This is a genomic window from Streptomyces sp. JLYT201 (assembly GCF_059448825.1).
Map to the genome: position 1 here is coordinate 8,473,550 of NZ_CM182551.1, position 18,096 is coordinate 8,491,645.

At 75.0% G+C, this 18,096-nt stretch carries 18 protein-coding genes; 16 read left to right on the top strand and 2 right to left on the bottom strand.

The window, feature by feature from the left end:
* Positions 1 to 2: 2 nt before the first annotated feature.
* The 10 genes from AC5WAM_RS36070 (at position 3) to AC5WAM_RS36115 (ending at position 9,021) form a co-directional block, all read left to right on the top strand.
* A complete protein-coding gene (locus AC5WAM_RS36070; protein WP_495520083.1) occupies positions 3 to 224 on the top strand; it encodes an MbtH family protein in 222 nt (73 codons plus the stop codon).
* Between the two features lie 11 nt (positions 225 to 235).
* A complete protein-coding gene (locus tag AC5WAM_RS36075; protein WP_495520084.1) occupies positions 236 to 1,591 on the top strand; it encodes a cation:proton antiporter in 1,356 nt (451 codons plus the stop codon).
* 108 nt (positions 1,592 to 1,699) lie between these two features.
* A complete protein-coding gene (locus tag AC5WAM_RS36080) occupies positions 1,700 to 3,250 on the top strand; it encodes a tryptophan 7-halogenase (protein ID WP_495520085.1) in 1,551 nt (516 codons plus the stop codon).
* 12 nt (positions 3,251 to 3,262) lie between these two features.
* Positions 3,263 to 4,441: a cytochrome P450 gene (locus tag AC5WAM_RS36085; protein WP_495520086.1), complete on the top strand. Its 1,179-nt coding sequence runs from the start codon at positions 3,263 to 3,265 to the stop codon at positions 4,439 to 4,441.
* Between the two features lie 25 nt (positions 4,442 to 4,466).
* Entirely contained in the window at positions 4,467 to 5,711 is a 1,245-nt protein-coding gene (locus AC5WAM_RS36090; RefSeq protein ID WP_366794068.1) for a cytochrome P450, read from the top strand.
* Positions 5,708 to 6,040, top strand: a complete 333-nt coding sequence (locus AC5WAM_RS36095) for a ferredoxin (RefSeq protein WP_495520087.1) — start codon at positions 5,708 to 5,710, stop codon at positions 6,038 to 6,040. The genes AC5WAM_RS36090 and AC5WAM_RS36095 overlap by 4 nt, the downstream gene beginning before the upstream one ends.
* Entirely contained in the window at positions 6,040 to 6,297 is a 258-nt protein-coding gene (locus AC5WAM_RS36100) for an acyl carrier protein (RefSeq protein ID WP_495520088.1), read from the top strand. The genes AC5WAM_RS36095 and AC5WAM_RS36100 overlap by 1 nt, the downstream gene beginning before the upstream one ends.
* A 9-nt stretch (positions 6,298 to 6,306) precedes the next feature.
* The gene (locus AC5WAM_RS36105; protein WP_495520089.1) at positions 6,307 to 7,665 is read left to right on the top strand and encodes an AMP-binding protein; all 1,359 of its coding nucleotides are present in this window, start codon (positions 6,307 to 6,309) and stop codon (positions 7,663 to 7,665) included.
* Positions 7,666 to 7,672: 7 nt separating this feature from the next.
* A complete protein-coding gene (locus AC5WAM_RS36110) occupies positions 7,673 to 8,620 on the top strand; it encodes a phosphosulfolactate synthase (protein WP_495520090.1) in 948 nt (315 codons plus the stop codon).
* Positions 8,617 to 9,021 (top strand): VOC family protein, encoded by a 405-nt coding sequence (locus tag AC5WAM_RS36115; RefSeq protein ID WP_366794073.1) that lies wholly within the window; start codon positions 8,617 to 8,619, stop codon positions 9,019 to 9,021. The genes AC5WAM_RS36110 and AC5WAM_RS36115 overlap by 4 nt, the downstream gene beginning before the upstream one ends.
* Positions 9,022 to 9,036: 15 nt before the next feature.
* Here AC5WAM_RS36115 and AC5WAM_RS36120 read toward each other — a convergent pair whose 3' ends face one another.
* Together AC5WAM_RS36120 and hppD are read right to left on the bottom strand one after the other, a co-directional pair.
* Positions 9,037 to 10,101 carry an alpha-hydroxy acid oxidase gene (locus AC5WAM_RS36120; RefSeq protein ID WP_495523719.1) on the bottom strand — a complete coding sequence of 355 codons (1,065 nt, stop codon included), beginning with the start codon at positions 10,099 to 10,101 and terminating at the stop codon, positions 9,037 to 9,039.
* A 73-nt stretch (positions 10,102 to 10,174) separates the two neighbouring features.
* On the bottom strand, positions 10,175 to 11,290 hold the full coding sequence (hppD, locus tag AC5WAM_RS36125) for a 4-hydroxyphenylpyruvate dioxygenase (RefSeq protein ID WP_495520091.1): 1,116 nt from the start codon (positions 11,288 to 11,290) through the stop codon (positions 10,175 to 10,177).
* Between the two features lie 191 nt (positions 11,291 to 11,481).
* Between hppD and AC5WAM_RS36130 the strand changes: the two genes are divergently transcribed.
* The 6 genes from AC5WAM_RS36130 to AC5WAM_RS36155 all read left to right on the top strand — a co-directional run bounded on the left by AC5WAM_RS36130 (position 11,482) and on the right by AC5WAM_RS36155 (position 18,049).
* On the top strand, positions 11,482 to 12,828 hold the full coding sequence (locus AC5WAM_RS36130) for an aminotransferase-like domain-containing protein (protein ID WP_495520092.1): 1,347 nt from the start codon (positions 11,482 to 11,484) through the stop codon (positions 12,826 to 12,828).
* Positions 12,825 to 13,706, top strand: coding sequence for a prephenate dehydrogenase (locus AC5WAM_RS36135; RefSeq protein WP_366794076.1), 882 nt, complete (start codon positions 12,825 to 12,827; stop codon positions 13,704 to 13,706). The genes AC5WAM_RS36130 and AC5WAM_RS36135 overlap by 4 nt, the downstream gene beginning before the upstream one ends.
* 134 nt (positions 13,707 to 13,840) lie before the next feature.
* Positions 13,841 to 14,449 (top strand): hypothetical protein, encoded by a 609-nt coding sequence (locus AC5WAM_RS36140; protein ID WP_366794077.1) that lies wholly within the window; start codon positions 13,841 to 13,843, stop codon positions 14,447 to 14,449.
* Positions 14,446 to 16,032 (top strand): peptidoglycan-binding protein, encoded by a 1,587-nt coding sequence (locus AC5WAM_RS36145; protein ID WP_495520093.1) that lies wholly within the window; start codon positions 14,446 to 14,448, stop codon positions 16,030 to 16,032. Before AC5WAM_RS36140 ends, AC5WAM_RS36145 begins: the two co-directional genes overlap by 4 nt.
* Positions 16,029 to 16,784, top strand: a complete 756-nt coding sequence (locus AC5WAM_RS36150; protein ID WP_495520094.1) for an ABC transporter ATP-binding protein — start codon at positions 16,029 to 16,031, stop codon at positions 16,782 to 16,784. Before AC5WAM_RS36145 ends, AC5WAM_RS36150 begins: the two co-directional genes overlap by 4 nt.
* Positions 16,781 to 18,049: an ABC transporter permease gene (locus AC5WAM_RS36155; RefSeq protein ID WP_495520095.1), complete on the top strand. Its 1,269-nt coding sequence runs from the start codon at positions 16,781 to 16,783 to the stop codon at positions 18,047 to 18,049. Before AC5WAM_RS36150 ends, AC5WAM_RS36155 begins: the two co-directional genes overlap by 4 nt.
* Positions 18,050 to 18,096: the final 47 nt, after the last annotated feature.

The window sequence follows — 18,096 nt, forward strand, 5'->3', positions numbered from 1 at the left end:
CCATGACCAATCCCTTCGACAATGAGAACGGCAGCTTCCTCGTCCTGGTCAACGAAGAGGGCCAGCATTCGCTGTGGCCGGTATTCGCGGAGATTCCCGACGGCTGGACCACCGCGCACGGTGCGGCGGGCCGCGCGGAATGCCTCGCGTACATCGAGGAGAACTGGACGGACATGCGTCCCAAGAGCCTCGTGGCGGACATGGACGGGACCGCGGCACCCTAGCGGCCACGGCGATGAACACGGAATCCATCGCGACCGTCGCCATCGGTGACGTCGCCCTCATCGTCGTCGCGTCCCGGGTGCTCGGCGCGCTCGCCCGCCGCTGCGGCCAGCCCGCCGTGATCGGGCAGATCGCGGCGGGCATCGCGCTCGGGCCGACGCTCCTCGGACGGCTGCCGGGCGACCTGACGGGCCGTCTCTTCCCGTCGGAGGTCCTGCCGTTCCTCACCGTGCTCTCCCAGATCGCCATCGTGATCTTCATGTTCGTGGTGGGCTACGAGATGGACGCGCGGCAGCTGCGGCAGGGCGGCAGAGCCGCGGCGACCGTGGCCCTGTGCGCGTTCCTCGTGCCCGCGGGCATCGGCGCGGGCACCGCAGGGACGTTCCCCGAAGTGTTCGACGCGGTCCGCCCCGATGGCGTGGACGGCCGGTCGTTCTGGCTGTTCATGGCGGTCGCGCTGTCCGTCACCGCGTTGCCGGTGCTCGCCGCCGTCGTCCGCGAGCGCGGCCTCGCGGGCACCGCGCCGGGCACCGTCGCGACCACCGCGGCCGGGCTCATGGACGTCGTGGCCTGGCTGGTGCTCGCCGCCGCGCTCGCGGGCACCGGACACGCCGCCGCGCGCTCCTGGCAGCTGTCGCTCGCGCTGCTCTCGGTGTTCGTCGCGTTCCTGTTCCTGGTCGTACGGCCACTGCTCACGCGGTGGCTCCAACGATCGGGGGCGCTCCGCGCCCACCAGCTCACGCTCGCCCTCGGCCTGGCCCTCGGCAGCGCCTGGGTGACCGCCGAACTGGGCCTGCACGCCGTGTTCGGCGGCCTGCTCGCGGGCATCGCCATGCCCCGCCGGGACGGGGTGCCGGACGCCGACGTGCTGCGGCCGATGGAGGAGAGCGCGGGGCTGCTCCTGCCGCTGTTCTTCGTGACCACGGGCCTGTCCTTCGACATCGGCGCCCTCGGCGCGGACGGGGTCGTCCTGCTGCTCCTCGTCCTGGCGGTCGCCACCCTCGGCAAGCTCCTGCCCGGCTACGGCGCGGCCCGCCTCGCGGGCCTCGACCGGCACGACGCGGCGCTCGTCGCCGCCCTCGTGAACACCCGGGGCCTGACCGAGCTGATCGTCCTGAACGTCGCCCTCGACGCCGGGATCATCGGCGAGGAACTCTTCACCGTCCTCGTCCTCATGGCCCTGGTGACGACGTTCATGACCGGCCCGCTGATCTCGCTCATCAGCAGGGAGGGGCGCGTCGCGCGCCGGTTCCGGAAAACACCCCGGGCACCGCACCGGGCCGCCGGTGACATTTCCCGGGGCGCGGCTCCGGAGAATTCCCAAGTTGAAACAGACAGTGCCGACTTGAACGACCTTGGACGCGCTTGACGCGCACCCGCGGTCATTACCAGACTCGACCGAGCGCACAGGAATCCCGGGCCCGGGAAGGAATTCCGGCCACCGGGAAAACGTCGGAAAGCCCGAATGGGGAGGGAGATGACGTTGCCGGATTCCGAGGAATTCGACGTGGTGGTCGTCGGCGGGGGTCCCGCAGGATCGACCCTGGCCGCGCTGGTGGCGATGCGGGGGCACCGCGTCCTGGTCCTGGAGAAGGAGCACTTCCCCCGCCACCAGATCGGCGAGTCCCTGCTGCCCTCCACGGTGCACGGCGTGTGCCGCCTCACCGGCGTCGCCGACGAACTCGCCAGGGCGGGCTTCCCGCGCAAGCGCGGCGGCACCTTCCGCTGGGGCGCCAACCCCGACCCGTGGACCTTCTCCTTCGCGGTCTCGCCCCGCATGTCGGGCCCCACGTCGTACGCGTACCAGGTCGAGCGGTCCAAGTTCGACGACATCCTCCTCAAGAACGCCCGTCGCGTCGGCGCCGACGTCCGCGAGGGCTGCGCCGTCCTCGACGTCGTCGCCGACGACGAGCGGGTGCGCGGCGTGCGCTACACCGACGCCGACGGCCACGAACGCCGGGCGCTCGCCGCCTTCGTCGTCGACGCCTCCGGCAACAAGAGCCGGATCCACCAGCGCGTGGGCGGCACCCGCGCGTACTCGGAGTTCTTCCGCAGCCTCGCCCTGTACGGCTACTTCGAAGGCGGCAAGCGGCTGCCCGAACCCAACTCCGGCAACATCCTGTCCGTCGCCTTCGAGAGCGGCTGGTTCTGGTACATCCCGCTCAGCGACACCCTCACCAGCGTCGGCGCCGTCGTCCGCCGCGAGCTCGCCGACAAGATCCGCGGCGACCGGCACCAGGCGCTCCGGGCGCTCATCGCCGAGTGCCCGCTGATCAGCGAGTACCTGGCCGACGCCCACCGGGTGACGACCGGACCGTACGGCGAACTGCGCGTCCGCAAGGACTACTCGTACCACCACACGACGTTCTCGCGGCCCGGCATGGTCCTCGTCGGCGACGCCGCCTGCTTCGTCGACCCAGTGTTCTCCTCCGGCGTCCACCTCGCCACCTACAGCGCGCTGCTCGCCGCCCGCTCGATCAACAGCGTGCTCGCCGGGACCGTCGACGAGCCGCGCGCCCTCAGGGAGTTCGAGGTCCGCTACCGCCGCGAGTACGGCGTCTTCTACGAGTTCCTGCTCTCCTTCTACGAGATGCACCACGACGAGGACTCCTACTTCTGGCGGGCCAAGAAGGTCACCAAGGCCGACCGGCCCGAACTGCAGTCGTTCGTCGAGCTGATCGGCGGTGTGTCCTCCGGCGAGCAGGTCCTCACCGACGCCGACGTCGTCGCCAAGCGCTTCCGGGCCGGGTCCGCGGAGTTCTCCGACGCCGTGGACGAGGTCGCGGGCAGCGCCGACGGCAGCATGGTGCCGCTGTTCAAGTCCTCCGTGGTGCGCGAGGTGATGCAGGAGGGCGGCCAGGTCCAGATGCGCGCCCTGCTCGGCGAGGACGCCGAACCGGAGGCGCCGCTGTTCGGCGACGGCCTGGTGCCCTCGGCGGACGGCATGCTCTGGTGCGAGCCGCCCGGCGCGGGCACCGCGGGCAGGGCGACGGACGGCGCACCCGTGCCGGACCGCGCGGGCGAGTGAGGTGACCCCTCCATGGCACGCCCGACCGACCTCGCCCCGCACAACCGGCGCGACCGGCTCGACCCGCTGCCGGACCTGACCCGGCTCGCCGCCGAGGCCCCGCTGACCCGCGCCGACCTCACCGACGATCCGGCGGCGGGCCCCGGCTGGCTGGTCACCGGGTCCGACGAGGTGCGGTCCGTCCTCGGCGACACCGACCGGTTCAGCACCCGCGTCGCCGCCCCGGGCGGACCGCGCGGACGCCCCGCCCAGGTGGGCAACCTCGTCCAGTACGACCCGCCGGACCACACCCGGCTGCGCCGGCTGCTCGCCCCGGAGTTCACCGTCCGGCGCATGAGCGGCCTGGAGCCCGCCGTCGAACGCGTCGTCGCGGACAGCCTGGACGCCCTGGAGAAGACCGGGGCACCGGCCGACTTCATGCGGCACGTCGCCTGGACCGTGCCCGGTCTCGTCATGTGCGAGCTGTTCGGCGTGGAGCGCGACGACCGGGCCGAACTCGCGCGGCTGCTCAAGATCGGCCGCCCCGCGTTCCGGGGGCGCGGCGCCCAGGTCACCGCGGGCGGCGCGTACATGGCGTACATGGGGCGGCTCGTGGCCCGCAAGCGCCGCGAGCCCACCGACGACCTGCTCGGCCGGGTGGTGCGCGAACACGGCGACGACGTCAGCGACGAGGAGCTGGTGGGCCTCAGCGCGTTCGTCATGGGCTCCGGCGTGGAGAACGTGGCGGCCATGCTGGGCCTCGGCCTCCTGGCCCTCCTCGACCACCCCGACCAGCTCGAACTCCTGCGCGGGCGGCCGGAGTCGACCGACCGCGCGGTGGAGGAGCTCATCCGCTACCTCTCGGTCATCCCGACCGCGTCGCCGCGCACCGCGCGCGTGGACGTGCCCCTGGGCGGCCAGGTCATCAAGGCCGGTGACCGCGTGGCCTGTTCGCTGATCGCGGCCAACCGCGCCACGCCCGAGGGCACCCCGGACCGCCTCGACCTCACCCGTGAGCCGGGCCCCCACGTGGCCCTCGGCCACGGCGTCCACTACTGCGTCGGCGCGTCCCTGGTCCGCATGGAGCTGCGCGCCGCCTACCCGGCGGTCCTGCGCCGCTTCCCCGGCCTGCGACTCGCCGTCGACCCCGCCGAGATCCGCTTCCGGCGGCAGGCCCCGTACGGCGTGGAGACACTGCCGATCAGCTGGTAGACCGCCGAATTCCCGGGAGGGAGCCATGTCCGAGGCAGCCACGTCCAGCGGCGTCGCCACGGTCGTCCACACCCGCCGCGACCGCTTCGACCCGGCCGGCGAACTGCGCGCCCTCGCCGCGCGCACCCCCGTGAGCAGGATCGACGTCGGCCCCGGCACCGACGGGCGGCCCGTCTGGCTGGTCACAGGACACGCCGAGGTGCGCCAGGTCCTCGGCGACCACCTGCGGTTCTCCACCCGCCGCCGCTTCGGCTCCCGGACCGCGTCGGGCCGTGAACTCGGCGTCCGGCCCGACGCGATGATCGGCCAGCTCATGGACTACGACCCGCCGGAACACACCCGCCTGCGGCAGATCCTCACCCCGGAGTTCACCCTCCGCCGCATCCGCAGGCTCCGGCCCCGCATCGACGCCGTCATCGACGAGCGCCTGGCCGCGCTGCGCCGCGCCGGGCCGCCCGCCGACCTGGTCGACGGCTTCGCGCTGCCGGTGCCCGGCGCGGTCCTGTGCGAGCTGATCGGCGTACCGCGCGACGACCGCGCCGAGTTCCTGCGCCTGTGCCACGGCTTCCTCGCCGGTGGCGCGGCCCGCGGACGACGGGCCGCCACGGGCGAACTCCTGTCCCGCTACGTCGCCGCCATGGTGGACCGGCAGCGCCGCGCCCCCGACGACGGCTTCCTCGGCACGCTGGTGACCGACCACGGCGCCGACGTCACCGACAAGGAACTGCGGGGCGTGTGCGTCCTCCTCGTGCTGGCCAGCCTGGACAACCTGTCGGGCATGCTGGGCCTCGGCACCCTGCTGCTCCTGGAACACCCCGGACAGCTGGCCCGGCTCGCCGCCGCCCACGACGACCGCGACGCCGTCGGCCGCGCCGTCGACGAACTGCTCCGCTACCTCGCGGTGCCGCACGCCCCCACCCCGCGCGTCGCGCTGACCGACGTCACCGTCGGCGAGCAGCTCGTGCGGGCGGGGGAGTACGTCATCTGCTCCCTGCCGCTGGCCAACCGCGACCCCGCGCTGCTCGCCGAGCCCGACCGCTTCGACATCGCGCGGGAGCCCGCCGCGCACGTCACCTTCGGGCACGGCATCCACCACTGCCTGGGCGCCGCCCTCGCCCGGATGCTGCTCGGCGCCGCCTATCCTGCGCTGCCGCGCGGCCTGCCCGGGCTGCGGCTCGAAGGCGCCGGGGACGCCGTCCGGTTCCGCGTCCACGCGCTGGCCCACGGCCTCGACCACCTGCCGGTGACCTGGCAGGAGCCTGCCCGGTGACCGGGAAGGAGAGCGCGACGACCGGGGAGGGGAGCGGCATGACCCGGGAGGAGAGCGCGACGATCAGGGAAGGGAGTGGCGTGACCCGGAAGGAGAGCGTCGTGCGCGTCCGCGTCGACCGCGCCCGGTGCGCGTCGTCCGGCCTCTGCCTGGCCCAGGTGCCCGAGGTCTTCGACCAGTCGGACACCGACGGCCGGGTCCTGCTGCTCGACCCGGACCCCGGCCCCGGCCTCACTGCCCGGGTGCGGGCCGCGCTCGCCCGCTGCCCGTCCGGCGCGATCACCCTGCGCGGCCCCGGAGGGCCGGGCCACGACCTGGAGGAGACCTGATGGAAGCGACCCGCACGACGACCGCGACGGAAGTCCGGGACGTCATCGCCCCGCTGTGGTGCGAGGCCCTGAACGTGCCCGAAGTCGCCGACGGCGACGACTTCTTCGCGCTCGGCGGCCACTCGCTCGCCGCCCTGCACGTGATGGGCGCCGTCGAGCAGACCTACCAGGTGGAGCTGGACGGGATGCGCGACCTCTGGGAGAACCCGACGTTCGGCGCGTTCGTCGCGGTGGTCGCCGCGCTCGTCGCCGCCTAGGCCGTGGCCGTGGAGTCCGCTCCGGTCCTGCTGCCCGCACTCCAGGAGGGCCGCGCCCGCCTCGACGTGGCCGGGCGCGCCCTGGCCGGTGACGAACTCGCCGGGGCCGTCGGCGCGGTCGCCCGGTCGGTGGCCGGGGCCCGCCGCGTCGCCGTCGTCGCCCGCCCGAGCGTGGACACCCTCGTGGCCGTCGCCGGGGTCCTCGCCGCCGGGGGCGCGGCGGTCCCGCTGCACCCGGCGGCCGCCCCGCGCGAGCGCGCGCACGTGCTGCGCGACGCCGACGTCGACCTCGTCCTGGACGACGACCGGCTCGCCGCCCTCACCCCGCGCGCCGCGCACACCGCGCCCCCGCCCGGGCCGCCCCCGGACGAGACGCCCGCGCTGATCCTGTACACGTCCGGTTCCACCGGGCAGCCCAAGGGCGCCGTGATCCCGCGCCGCGCCCTCGCCGCGGGCCTGGACGCGCTCGCCGCGCTGTGGCGGTGGACCCCGGACGACGTCCTGGCGCACGCCCTGCCGCTGTCCCACGTCCACGGCCTCGTCTTCGGCGGGCTCGGACCGCTGCGGATCGGCTCGCCGCTCGTGCACACCGGCCCCTACCTCACGCCCGTGCCGGGCGCCTCCCTCTACTTCGGCGTCCCCGCCCTGTGGGGCTCCCTGGGCGCGGCCGACCTGCGGGCCCTCGGCGGCGCCCGGCTCCTGGTGTCCGGCGCGGACCGGCTGACCGGCGCGGTGGCCGAGCGCGTCCGGCGCCTCACCGGCCACCGCCTCCTCAACCGGTACGCGATGACGGAGACCCTCGTCGTCACCTCGCCGCGCCCGGCGGACCTCGGCGCGGACGTGGCGGCGGGCTCGGTGGGGCGCCCGGTGCCCGGCGCGCGGGTGCGGCTCGACCCCGCCGACGGCGAGGTCATGGTGCGCGGCACCGGCCTGTTCTCCGGCTACGTGGGGCGCGGCCCCGCCGTGGACGGCGACGGCTGGTTCCGCACCGGCGACCTCGGCGCGTGGCTGCCGGACGGGTCCCTCGGGCTGCTCGGCCGCAAGGACACCGACCTGATCAAGAGCGGTGGCTACCGCGTCGGCGCGGGCGAGGTCGAGGACGCGCTCCTCGCCCACCCGGACGTCACCGAGGCGGCCGTCGTGGGCCTGCCCGACGACCGGCTCGGGCAGCGCGTCGCGGCCTGGATCGTCGCCGCGGGGCCGGACCGCGCGGCCCTCGCGTCCTTCCTGGCCGCCCGCCTCGCCCCGTACAAGCTGCCGCAGGAGATCCACGTCGTCGACGCCCTGCCGCGCACCGCCCTCGGCAAGGTGCACAAGCGCGCACTCGTGACCGACCGCGCCAGAAGCCCGCAAGGACAAGGGAGTTGAGAAACCCGTGCCCCAGACCTCCGTGCCCCAGACCTCCGTGCCGCAGACCTCCGTGCCGCAGACCTCCGTGCCCCACACGTCCGCTCCCCGGAGCCGCGCTCCCCAGGATTCCGCCCCGCCCGGCGCGCCCCGCCCCCTGGACCTGCCCGTGCGCGAACCCAAGCCGCGCACCCGGGGGCAGACGATGGTCATCGACGGTGGCGCGCCCGTCCGCTGGTTCGAGGACGTCGTGGAGAGCTCGGGGGAGTTCATCGACCTGGTCAAGTTCGGCTGGGGCACCGCGCTCGTCACCTCCGGCATCAAGACCAAGACGGAGGTGCTGCGCCAGCACCGCATCCCGTACATGTTCGGCGGGACGCTCTTCGAGGCGTACGTGCGCAAGGGCCGCTTCGACGACTACCGGGCGCTGTGCCGGGAGCACGGCTGCGGGCGCGTGGAGGTGTCCAACGGCACCATCGACCTGGCCCCGCGGCGCAAGGCGCGCTACATCGCCCGGCTCGCCGCGGACTTCGAGGTCGTCTCCGAGGTCGGCTTCAAGGACCCGCGCCGCTCGGAGACGTATCCGCCGAGCCAGTGGATCGCCGACATCCGGCGCGATCTGGACGCCGGGGCGCGCGCGGTGATCCTGGAGGCGCGCGAGAGCGGCACCAGCGGCATCTGCCGGCCCGACGGCGAGGTGCGCTTCGGCCTCATCGAGGACGTCCTCGACGCCGGTCCGCACCCGGACCTGCTGATCTTCGAGGCGCCCACGAAGGGGCTCCAGACGTACTTCATCCAGCGCGTCGGCCGCCGGGTGAACCTCGGCAACGTGGCCCTCGACGACGTCATCGCCCTGGAGACGCTCCGCCTCGGCCTGCGCGCCGACACGCTCCTCGACGACCCCGCGGGCCCGGCGGAGCCCGAGCGTCCCACCGGCTCCGCCGAGCCCCTCGCCGACTCCCGGGAGAATCCGTGAGGAACTCCGCCGACGCCTTCCACATCGCCGTTCCGGCCCGCGACCTGGACGCCGCCGCGCACTTCTACAACAAGCTCCTGGGCTGCCCGCTGGCCCGCCGCTATCCGGACCGCGTCACGTTCGACTTCTTCGGCGACCAACTCGTCTGCCATTACGCGCCGGACGAGCCGGAGCGGTCCCGGCTCTCGCTCTATCCCCGGCATTTCGGCGTGACGTTCCGCTCCCGTACGGATTTCGACGCGCTGCTCAGAATCGTCGACCTGCGCAAGGTGCCGGTATTCCAGGAGCCGCGGTCGCGATTCGACGGAACGGTCGAGGAACACCGCACCTTCGTGCTCGTCGACCCGACCGGAAATCTCCTCGAATTCAAGCATTACGTTGATCCGCGGATGATGTACTGACCGCTGGGCGGCGGCTCAGGGCAGCCGCGTGACGTCCAGTTCCCGGGCCGCGTCCACCCCCGCGCAGCCCGCGAGGCCGAGGGCGTCGCCGAGCTCGGCCGCCAGCAGCTCCAGGACCCGCCCGACCCCGGCCTCCCCGGCCGCCGCGAGCCCCCACAGGGGCGGCCTGCCCACCAGGACCCCGGCGGCGCCCAGGGCGAGGGCCTTGACCACGTCCACGCCGCCGCGGACCCCGCCGTCGAGCAGCACCTCGCAGCCGCCGCCCGCCGCCGCGACGGCCGCGGCCACGCCGGGCAGCGCCGCGACGCCGGGCAGCGCGCCGTCGAGCTGGCGCCCGCCGTGGTTGGACACCACCACCGCGTCCACGCCGAGCTCCACCGCGCGCGCCGCGTCGGCCGGGGCGAGCACGCCCTTGAGGATCAGCGGAAGGTGCGTCGAGGACCGCAGTTCGGCCACGTCCGACCACGTCAGGGCCGCAGAGAACGCGGCGGCCGTGTGCGCGGCCACCGCCGAGCCGCGCCCCGGCGCCCGGTGCGCCGCCGAGCGGGCCCCCGCGTCCAGGTGCACGGCGCGCACGTGCCCGGGCAGCGCGAAGCCGCCCCGGGCGTCCCGCGCCCTGCGCCCCATCCACGGCACGTCCACGGTGAGCATCAGCGCCGCGCAGCCCGCGTCCCGGGCCCGGCGCGCGAGATCGAGGGTGCGCCCCGGCTCCCGCAGCCAGTACAGCTGGAACCACACGGTGCCGCCGACCGCCGTGACCTCCTCCACGGGCACGCTGCTGAGGGTCGCGACCGTGAACGGCACGCCCGCAGCCGCGGCCGCCCGCGCGGCGGCCAGCTCCCCCTCGGGGTGCAGCAGCCGCTGGTAGGCGACCGGCGCGACGGCCACGGGAAGCCGCGCCGGACGCCCGAGCAGCGTCGTGTCCGTCGTGCACGCCGAGACGTCCCGCAGCACCCGGGGCGTGACGTAGAGGCGGTCGAACGCCTCCCGGTTGGCCGCGAGCGACCGCTCGCGGCCGCTGCCGCCCGCGACGAAGTCCCGGACGCCGCGCGGCAGCACGGCCGCGGCGGCCCGCTCCATGTCGTCGAGGTCGTACGCGTCCCGCGGGTCGTAACCGGCCGCCGCGCCGCTCGACGCGTCCGCTCCCGTGTCGTCAGCCTTCGGCACGGCGCCCTGTCCGCTCCAGCTCCACGGCCTCGTACAGCGCCTTGATGTTGGCGCTGCCGAAGGTCCGCGCGCCCTGGCGCTCGATGACCTCGTAGAAGAGGGTGCCGCGCGGGTGCGCGGACGCGGTGAAGATCTGGAAGAGCTGGCCCCCGTGGTCCTCGTCCACGAGCAGGTGCGTGGAGCGCAGCTCGTCGAGGGCGTGCGTCCGCAGGCCGATCCGCTCGCCGAGCAGGTCGTAGTACGTGCCCGGGGTCTTGAGGAACGTCACGCCGCGCCCGCAGAGCGCGCGCACCGAGCGGACGGCGTCGGCGCTGGAGAACGCCAGGTGCTGCACGCCCGGCCCGTGGTGGCTCTTGAGGAACTCGTCGATCTGCCCCGGCTGCGCCCGCGGGTCGGGCTCGATGAGCGTCAGCGTGACCGCTCCGGTGACCGCGCTCTGCACCACCTTGGACTCCATCGCCTGGGCGCCGACGACGATGCGCTCCTGGAAGACCTCCCGGAACCCGAGGGCACGCCGGTAGAACAGCGCCGTCGCCTCCAGGTCGCCCGCCTCCAGGCACACCGCGATGTGGTCGACCTCCACGAGCCCGGCCCCGTCGGCGCGCCCGTCGCCGGCCCCGGGCACCGGCACGAACCCGGGCGGGAGGCCGGGGCCCGCGCCGGGCGTCCGCTCCACCAGCGTGTGCGTCACGTCGCCGAAGCCGCTGACGGCGGCCGTGAGCAGCGGCCCCCCGCCCGGGTGCCGCGTGGGCCTGCGCACCGGACGCGCCCCGCCCGCCACCGCCCGGGCGAACGCGGCGGACACGTCGGCGGTGCGCAGCGCGATGTCCGCGACGCCGTCGCCGTGCGTGCTGACGTACGCGGACGCGGGGTGCCGCCCGGACGTCGCCGACGTCAGGACGAGCGTCGTGCGGCCCTGGCGCAGGGCGACGCCGCGGTGGTCGGGGCCGCCTCCGGTGCCGACGACCGTGAAGGCGTAGCGGTCGACCCAGTCGCGCACCGCGGCGTCCAGGTCCTCGACGTACAACTCGACGTGGTCGACGGCCAGATCCGAGACCCCGGGGAGGTCACTTGCCGTGGCCTGTGCGGGTAAATCCGTCATGACGCTCCTCGCACTTCCTTTTTCGTGGTGTGTCTTTACCGCCGGGCGGCGAGGCCGAATACTTCTGATGCGGCCCCGATCGTACGGTCGTCCGCCGGATTGCCGCACCTGTCAAAGTGATACGGGCAGAAAGCGGGCCGCGCACCGCTCCGCCCTGTTGACCGCACCGTCGTCGTTTAAGGACTCAGGTGATGGAAATCCTGGAATCGGAAATCGTCCGCGCCGAGTTGGACGCGGCCACCCTGCACGCCTCGCTCGGCGATACGTCGATGGAATCCATGAACCTGCTGAACGAGATCGCGGGCACGTACCCGGACGCGATCTCCTTCGCGGCGGGCCGCCCCTACGAGGGCTTCTACGACGTGGCGCTGATCCACGAGTACCTGCGGGCGTTCTGCGCGCACCTGCGCGGCGACCTCGGCATGAGCGAGGCCGCCGTGGCCCGCGCCCTCTTCCAGTACGGCGACACCAAGGGCATCATCGCCGGCCTGGTCGCGCGCAGCCTCGCCGTGGACGAGGGCATCGACGCCGACCCGGAGTCGGTCGTCGTCACCGTCGGCTGCCAGGAGGCGATGTTCCTGGTCCTGCGCGTCCTGCGCGCCGGTGACCGGGACGCGCTCCTCGCGCCCAGCCCCACCTACGTCGGCCTGACCGGCGCCGCGCTCCTCGCCGACCTGCCGGTGCTTCCCGTGCGCACGGGGGAGCGGGGCATCGACCTCGACGACCTGGCGGACCAGCTGCACCGGGCGCGCGCCGCGGGCCGGCGCGTGCGCGCCTGCTACGTCACGCCCGACTTCGCCAACCCCGTGGGCGTCAGCATGCCGGTCGCCGAGCGGCGGCGGCTCCTCGACCTCGCCGCGGCCGAGGACCTGCTGCTCCTGGAGGACAACGCGTACGGAGTCCTGAACAGCGCCGCCGAGCGGCCGCCCACCCTGAAGGCCCTCGACACGCGGCAACGCGTCGTCTACCTGGGCTCGTTCGCCAAGACCGGCATGCCCGGCGCCCGCGTGGGCTACGCGGTCGCGGACCAGCGGGTGACCGGGGCGGGCGGCGCCGGCACCCTGCTCGCCGACGAACTCTCCAAGATCAAGAGCATGCTGACCGTCAACACCCCGCCGATCGTCCAGGCGGTCATCGGCGGCAAGCTGCTCACCCACGGCTGCAGCATGGCCGCCGCCAACCGCCGGGAGACGGAGGTCTACCGGCAGAACCTCCAGCAGGTGCTCGACGGCCTCGACCGGCGCCTGGGAGACCGCGCGGGCGTCAGCTGGAACACACCCACGGGCGGCTTCTTCATCGTCGTCACCGTGCCCTTCACCGTCGACGACGCCCTGCTCGCCCACGCGGCCCGCCGCCACGGAGTGCTCTTCACCCCCATGCACCACTTCTACGGCTCCACCGCGGGCCACCGCCAACTGCGGCTCTCCATCAGCACGCTCACGCCCGAACGGATCGAGCAGGGCCTGGACCGGCTCGCCGCGCTCGTCGACGAACGCCTCGCCGGGGCGGACCCCGCGGACGCCGGAGGCACCCCGTGAGGATCCGTACGCTCGCCGTCGTCGGCACCGGCCTCATCGGCACGTCCGTGGCGCTCGCCGCCAGCGGGCGGGGCGTGCGCGTCTACCTCGCGGACCGCGACGAGTCAGCCGTCCGCACCGCCGCCGTCCTCGGCGCGGGCCGTCCCGGACCGCCGCCGCACCCCGTGGACCTGGCGGTCCTCGCCGTACCGCCCAGCCAGATCGCCCCCGTCCTGGCCCGCGAGCAGGCGCGCGGCCTCGCCCTCAGCTACACGGACGTGGCGAGCGTCAAGGTCCGCCCGCAGCGCGAGATCCTGGACAGCGCCCCCGACCCCGCCGCGTACGTCGGCGGGCACCCCATGGCGGGCCGGGAGCGCTCGGGGCCGCTCGCCGCCCGGGCGGAGCTCTTCCACGGCCGCCCCTGGGTGCTCACCCCGACCCGGCTCACCACCAAGCCCGCCTTCGACCGGGCACTCGGCCTGATCACGCTGTGCGGGGCGGTGCCGCGCGTGATGCGGGCCCGCGCGCACGACGACGCGGTCGCCCTCACCTCGCACGCGCCGCACCTCCTCGCGAGCCTGATGGCGGCGCGGCTGAGCGAGGGCCCGGCGGCGGCCCGGCTCGCGGGCCAGGGCCTGCGCGACGTCACCCGCATCGCGCGCGGCGACTCCCGGCTGTGGGGCGACATCGTGGAGTCCAACGCGGCGGCGGTCGCCGGTGTCCTCACCCGCCTCCAGGAGGAGCTGGCCGCCGTGCTCGCCGCCCTCTCCGACCTCGCAGAGCCGAACGGCGGCCTGGCACCGGAGGCACGCGGCAAGAGCAGACACACCCTGGTGGACCTCCTGGAGCGGGGCATCGCCGGGGTGGGGGAGCTGGGGGACGAACGGGCGGTGCCCTAGGACGGCTCCACCGCGGCCCCGGCGCGGCTCCGGCGCGACCCCGGCCGTCGGTACGGCTCTCGTGCGCCCGAGTCTGTATGCGCGCGGGTGGTTGTGCCCGCCGTGTGACCGGCGCCCGCGTACACCTGGTCCGCATGTCCACCACACGCAAACGAACCGGCACGTCCACACTCCACGGGCGGACCCGCTCCACCGTGCTCGCGGTCGCGGCGCTGCTCGCCGGGGCCCTGCTCGCGGGCTGCTCCGACGACGGCGGCCCCTCGTCGGACGAGGCGAAGGGCTCCGCCACCCCCGACCCCTCGCCCACCAGCCCCTTCGACCGGGCCCTCGCCTTCTCCAAGTGCATGCGCGAGAACGGCGTGGCCAAGTTCCCCGACCCGCAACAGGGCGGCAGCGGCGGCCTCCAGCTCACGCCGGGCCAGGGCGTCGACCCCAACTCGGCGGAGTTCCAGAAGGCCATGGAGGCCTGCCGGGACAAGATGCCCCAGGGTGAACTCGGCGGGGGCGGCGGGGGCGGCGGCGGTGAGCCGCTGGACTCGGGCAAGGTCGCCGCCTGGGCCAAGTGCATGCGCAAGAACGGGCTGCCCAACCTGCCCGACCCCGAGATCAACGGCGGCTCGATGAGCATCGACTTCGCGTCCAGCGGCATCAACCCCGGGGGCGACGCGTTCCAGAAGGCCCGGGTGGCCTGCCAGGACAAGTGGCCCGGCGGCGGCCTCACCGGCACGGGCGGCGGCCAGTGACCGCACCCGACGAGACCCGCGAGCGGGCCCACGGCAGGGAGCTCGACGCCCGTGCCACGGAGCTCGATGCCCACGGCACGCAGGCCGATGCCCGTGCCCCGGAGCTCGATGCCCACGGCACGCAGGCCGATGCCCGCGCCACGGAGCTCGATGCCCGCGCCACGGAGGCCGACGCCCGTGCCCCGGAGGCCGACCTCCCCGACACGGAGGCCGACGCCCCCGACACCGCCGCGGCTCCGGCGGCCCCCGGCCCGGCCCGCGCCCTGGAACTGCGCAAGCCCGGCGAGGTGACCCCGCCCGGCACCAAGGACGTGGCGCCCCGCGCCGCCCGGGACCTCGACGCCCCGGCGCCCGAGGGGGCCACCGCCCCGGAAGCGGCCACCACCGAGCCGGACGGCCTCGCCGAGCGGGACGACGGCGACGGCGGCGGCGATGACGACGGCGGCCCCGGCGCGCCCGCGAGCCACCGCAGGCGCCGCCGCCCGCTGCGCACCGCCGTGCTCGTGGCCGTCGCGGTCGCCGTCGTCGGCGGCGCGGGGGCCGCCGCCACCGGCGTCCTCGGCGGCGACGGCGACGGCTCCGACACGGCCGCGCCCGACGCGCCCCCGCGGACCACCAAGGTGCAGCGCACCACCCTGACCCGCACCGAGACCGTGAACGGCAACCTGGGCTACGGCGACACGACAGCCGTGGCGGCCCCGGCGGGAGGGCGGGGCAGCGGCGGCGTCGTCACCTGGGTGCCCGAGGACGGCGACGTCCTCAAGCGCGGCGACACCGTGTACCGCGTCGCCGAGCGCGAAGTGCCGCTCCTGTACGGCTCGATCCCCTTCTACCGGACCCTGAACACCGGCAGCGAGGGCGCGGACGTCCGCATCCTGGAGCGCAACCTGGCCGCGCTCGGCTACACCGGCTTCACGGTCGACGACACGTACACCTCCGGCACCGCGGCGGCCGTCCGCGACTGGCAGGACGACCTGGGCCGCGAGGAGACCGGCGCCGTGCAGCCCGCGGACGCCGTGGTCGCCCCCGGGGCGCGCCGCGTCGCCGACGTCCGGGCCGCGCCCGGCGCGCCCCTCGGCGGCACCGTCCTGAGCTGGACCGGCACCGAACGGGCCGTCACCGTCGACCTGGACGCGCAGTTCGAGGACCTGGTGCGCAAGGGCACCAAGGCCACCGTCACGCTGCCCGACGACTCGACCGTCCGGGCCGAGGTCACCGACGTCGGCACCCCCACCACCGCGCGGGACGGCGGCGGTGGCGACGGCGGCGGTTCGGGCGGCGGCTCCGGCGACGACAAGGCCACGCTGCCCGTCGAGTTGAAGGTCCCCGCACAGCGCGGCCTCGGCCGCTACCAGGCCGCGTCCGTCGACGTCTCCCTGAAGGCGGAGACCCGCAAGAACGTCCTCGTCGTGCCCGTGAACGCCCTCGTGGCCCAGCGGGGCGGCGGCTACGCCGTGGACGTCGTGGAGCCCGGCGGCGACGTGCGGCGGGTACCGGTCAAGCCCGGCATGTTCGCCGACAGCATGGTGGAGGTCTCCGGCAAGGGCCTCACCGCGGGCACGGTCGTGGGGGTGCCGAAGTGAGCGCGCACGGCCGCCCGGTGCTCGAACTGACCGGGGTCTCCAAGACGTACGGGGACGTCCGCGCCCTCACCGGGGCCGACCTGGTGGTCCGGCGCGGCGAACTGCTCGCCGTCGTCGGCCCGTCCGGCTCCGGCAAGTCCACGATGCTCAACATCATGGGCACCCTCGACCGCCCCACCACCGGCACCGTCCGCGTCGACGGGCACGCCGTGGACCGGCTCAGCGACCGGGAGCTGTCCGCGCTCCGCGCCCAGGCGATCGGCTTCGTCTTCCAGCAGTTCCACCTCGCCCCCGGCGTGCCCGTCCTGGACTCCGTCGCCGACGGCCTGCTCTACGGCGGCCGCTCCCGCGCCGAGCGGCGCCGGCTCGCCGAGCGCGCGCTGCGCCGGGTCGGGCTCGGCCACCGCCTCCACCACGAGCCGCACCAGCTCTCCGGCGGCGAGAAACAACGCGTGGCGCTCGCTCGCGCGGTGCTCGGCGACCCGCCGCTGCTGCTCGCCGACGAGCCCACCGGCGCGCTCGACTCCCGCTCCGGCGCGGTGGTCATCGGCCTGCTGCACGAGCTGCACCGGGCCGGGACCACGGTCGTCGTCATCACCCACGACCGGGACATCGCGGGCTCCCTGCCGCGCGAGGTGCGCATCAAGGACGGCCGCATCGAGCACGACTCGGCCGCCGGGGCGGCGCCGGACCGCGCACCGGCCGCACCGGTCCTGGCCGGTGCGTCCCCGCGTGAGGGGGCCCCGCGATGAGCACGACGCACGCCGTCACCGGGGCCGCGCAGGAACGGCGGCCCGCTCCCCAGGAGCCGCACCCGGCGCCGCCCCGCCCCCGGCCCGCCCGGCTCCGCCCCGCCGACGTGCTGCGGGTCGGCGGCTCCGGCCTGCGCTCGCGGCCGCTCAGGGTGTTCCTCTCCGCGCTCGGCATCGCCATCGGCATCGCCGCCATGGTCAGCGTCGTCGGCATCTCCACGTCGAGCACCGAGGACCTCGACCGCCGCCTGGCCGCGCTCGGCACCAATCTGCTCACGGTCTCGCCGGGCCAGTCCTTCGCGGGCGGCGCCGCCCATCTGCCCGACGAGGCCGTGGGGATGATCGGGAACATCGACGGCGTCGCCTCGGTCTCGGCCGTGGGCAAGACCGACGCCAAGGTCTTCCGCAACGACCGCGTCCCCAAGGAGGAGACGGGCGGCCTCACCGTGTACGCGGCCCGCGCGGACCTGCCGGGCACCGCGGGCGCGAAGCTCGTCGACGGGCGCTGGCTGAACGCCGCCAACGCACGCTACCCGGCGGTGGTCCTCGGCCCCAAGGCCGCCGAACAGCTCGGCGTCTTCCGGGCCGGATCCGACACCAAGGTGTGGCTCGGGGGGCAGTGGTTCACCGTCGTCGGCCTGCTCGCTCCCAATGAGCTGGTGCCCGACCTGGACTCCGCAGCGCTCGTCGGCTGGCCGGTCGCCGAGCGGGAGCTGGACTTCGACGGGCATCCGACCACCGTCTACACCCGGGCCGAGGACGCGGCCGTCACCGACGTGCAGGCCCTCCTCGGCGCCACCGCCAACCCGGAGAACCCCAGCGAGACCAACGTCTCCCGGCCCTCCGACGCCCTGGAGGCCAAGCAGGCCACCGACGACGCGCTCAGCGGGCTGCTGCTCGGCCTCGGCGCGGTCGCGCTGCTCGTCGGCGGCGTCGGCGTCGCCAACACCATGGTCATCTCCGTCCTGGAGCGCCGCTCCGAGATCGGCCTGCGCCGCTCCCTGGGCGCGACCCGCGGCCAGGTCCGTACGCAGTTCCTCTGCGAGGCCCTGCTCCTGTCCGCCCTCGGCGGTCTCGGCGGCGTCCTCCTCGGCATCGCCGTCACCTCCGGGTACGCCGCCTACCAGGGCTGGCCGTCGGTGGTGCCGGTGTGGGCCATGGCAGGCGGCGTCGGCGCGACCCTCCTCATCGGCGGCCTCGCCGGGTTCTATCCCGCGGTGCGCGCCGCCCGGCTCCCGCCCACCGAGGCCCTCGCCACCACGTGAGCCCCCGGGCTGCGGTGCCCTCGCCCCGTCCACCTCCCCCGCGGGCG

What these genes read in the sequence shown, in the direction of transcription:
- AC5WAM_RS36070 (WP_495520083.1), top strand. Translation starts at nt 3, where the DNA reads ATGACCAATCCCTTCGACAATGAGAACGGCAGCTTCCTCGTCCTGGTC.
- AC5WAM_RS36075 (WP_495520084.1), top strand. Translation starts at nt 236, where the DNA reads ATGAACACGGAATCCATCGCGACCGTCGCCATCGGTGACGTCGCCCTC.
- AC5WAM_RS36080 (WP_495520085.1), top strand. Translation starts at nt 1,700, where the DNA reads ATGACGTTGCCGGATTCCGAGGAATTCGACGTGGTGGTCGTCGGCGGG.
- AC5WAM_RS36085 (WP_495520086.1), top strand. Translation starts at nt 3,263, where the DNA reads ATGGCACGCCCGACCGACCTCGCCCCGCACAACCGGCGCGACCGGCTC.
- AC5WAM_RS36090 (WP_366794068.1), top strand. Translation starts at nt 4,467, where the DNA reads ATGTCCGAGGCAGCCACGTCCAGCGGCGTCGCCACGGTCGTCCACACC.
- AC5WAM_RS36100 (WP_495520088.1), top strand. Translation starts at nt 6,040, where the DNA reads ATGGAAGCGACCCGCACGACGACCGCGACGGAAGTCCGGGACGTCATC.
- AC5WAM_RS36120 (WP_495523719.1), bottom strand. Translation starts at nt 10,101, where the DNA reads ATGGAGCGGGCCGCCGCGGCCGTGCTGCCGCGCGGCGTCCGGGACTTC.
- hppD (WP_495520091.1), bottom strand. Translation starts at nt 11,290, where the DNA reads ATGACGGATTTACCCGCACAGGCCACGGCAAGTGACCTCCCCGGGGTC.
- AC5WAM_RS36130 (WP_495520092.1), top strand. Translation starts at nt 11,482, where the DNA reads ATGGAAATCCTGGAATCGGAAATCGTCCGCGCCGAGTTGGACGCGGCC.
- AC5WAM_RS36140 (WP_366794077.1), top strand. Translation starts at nt 13,841, where the DNA reads ATGTCCACCACACGCAAACGAACCGGCACGTCCACACTCCACGGGCGG.
- AC5WAM_RS36155 (WP_495520095.1), top strand. Translation starts at nt 16,781, where the DNA reads ATGAGCACGACGCACGCCGTCACCGGGGCCGCGCAGGAACGGCGGCCC.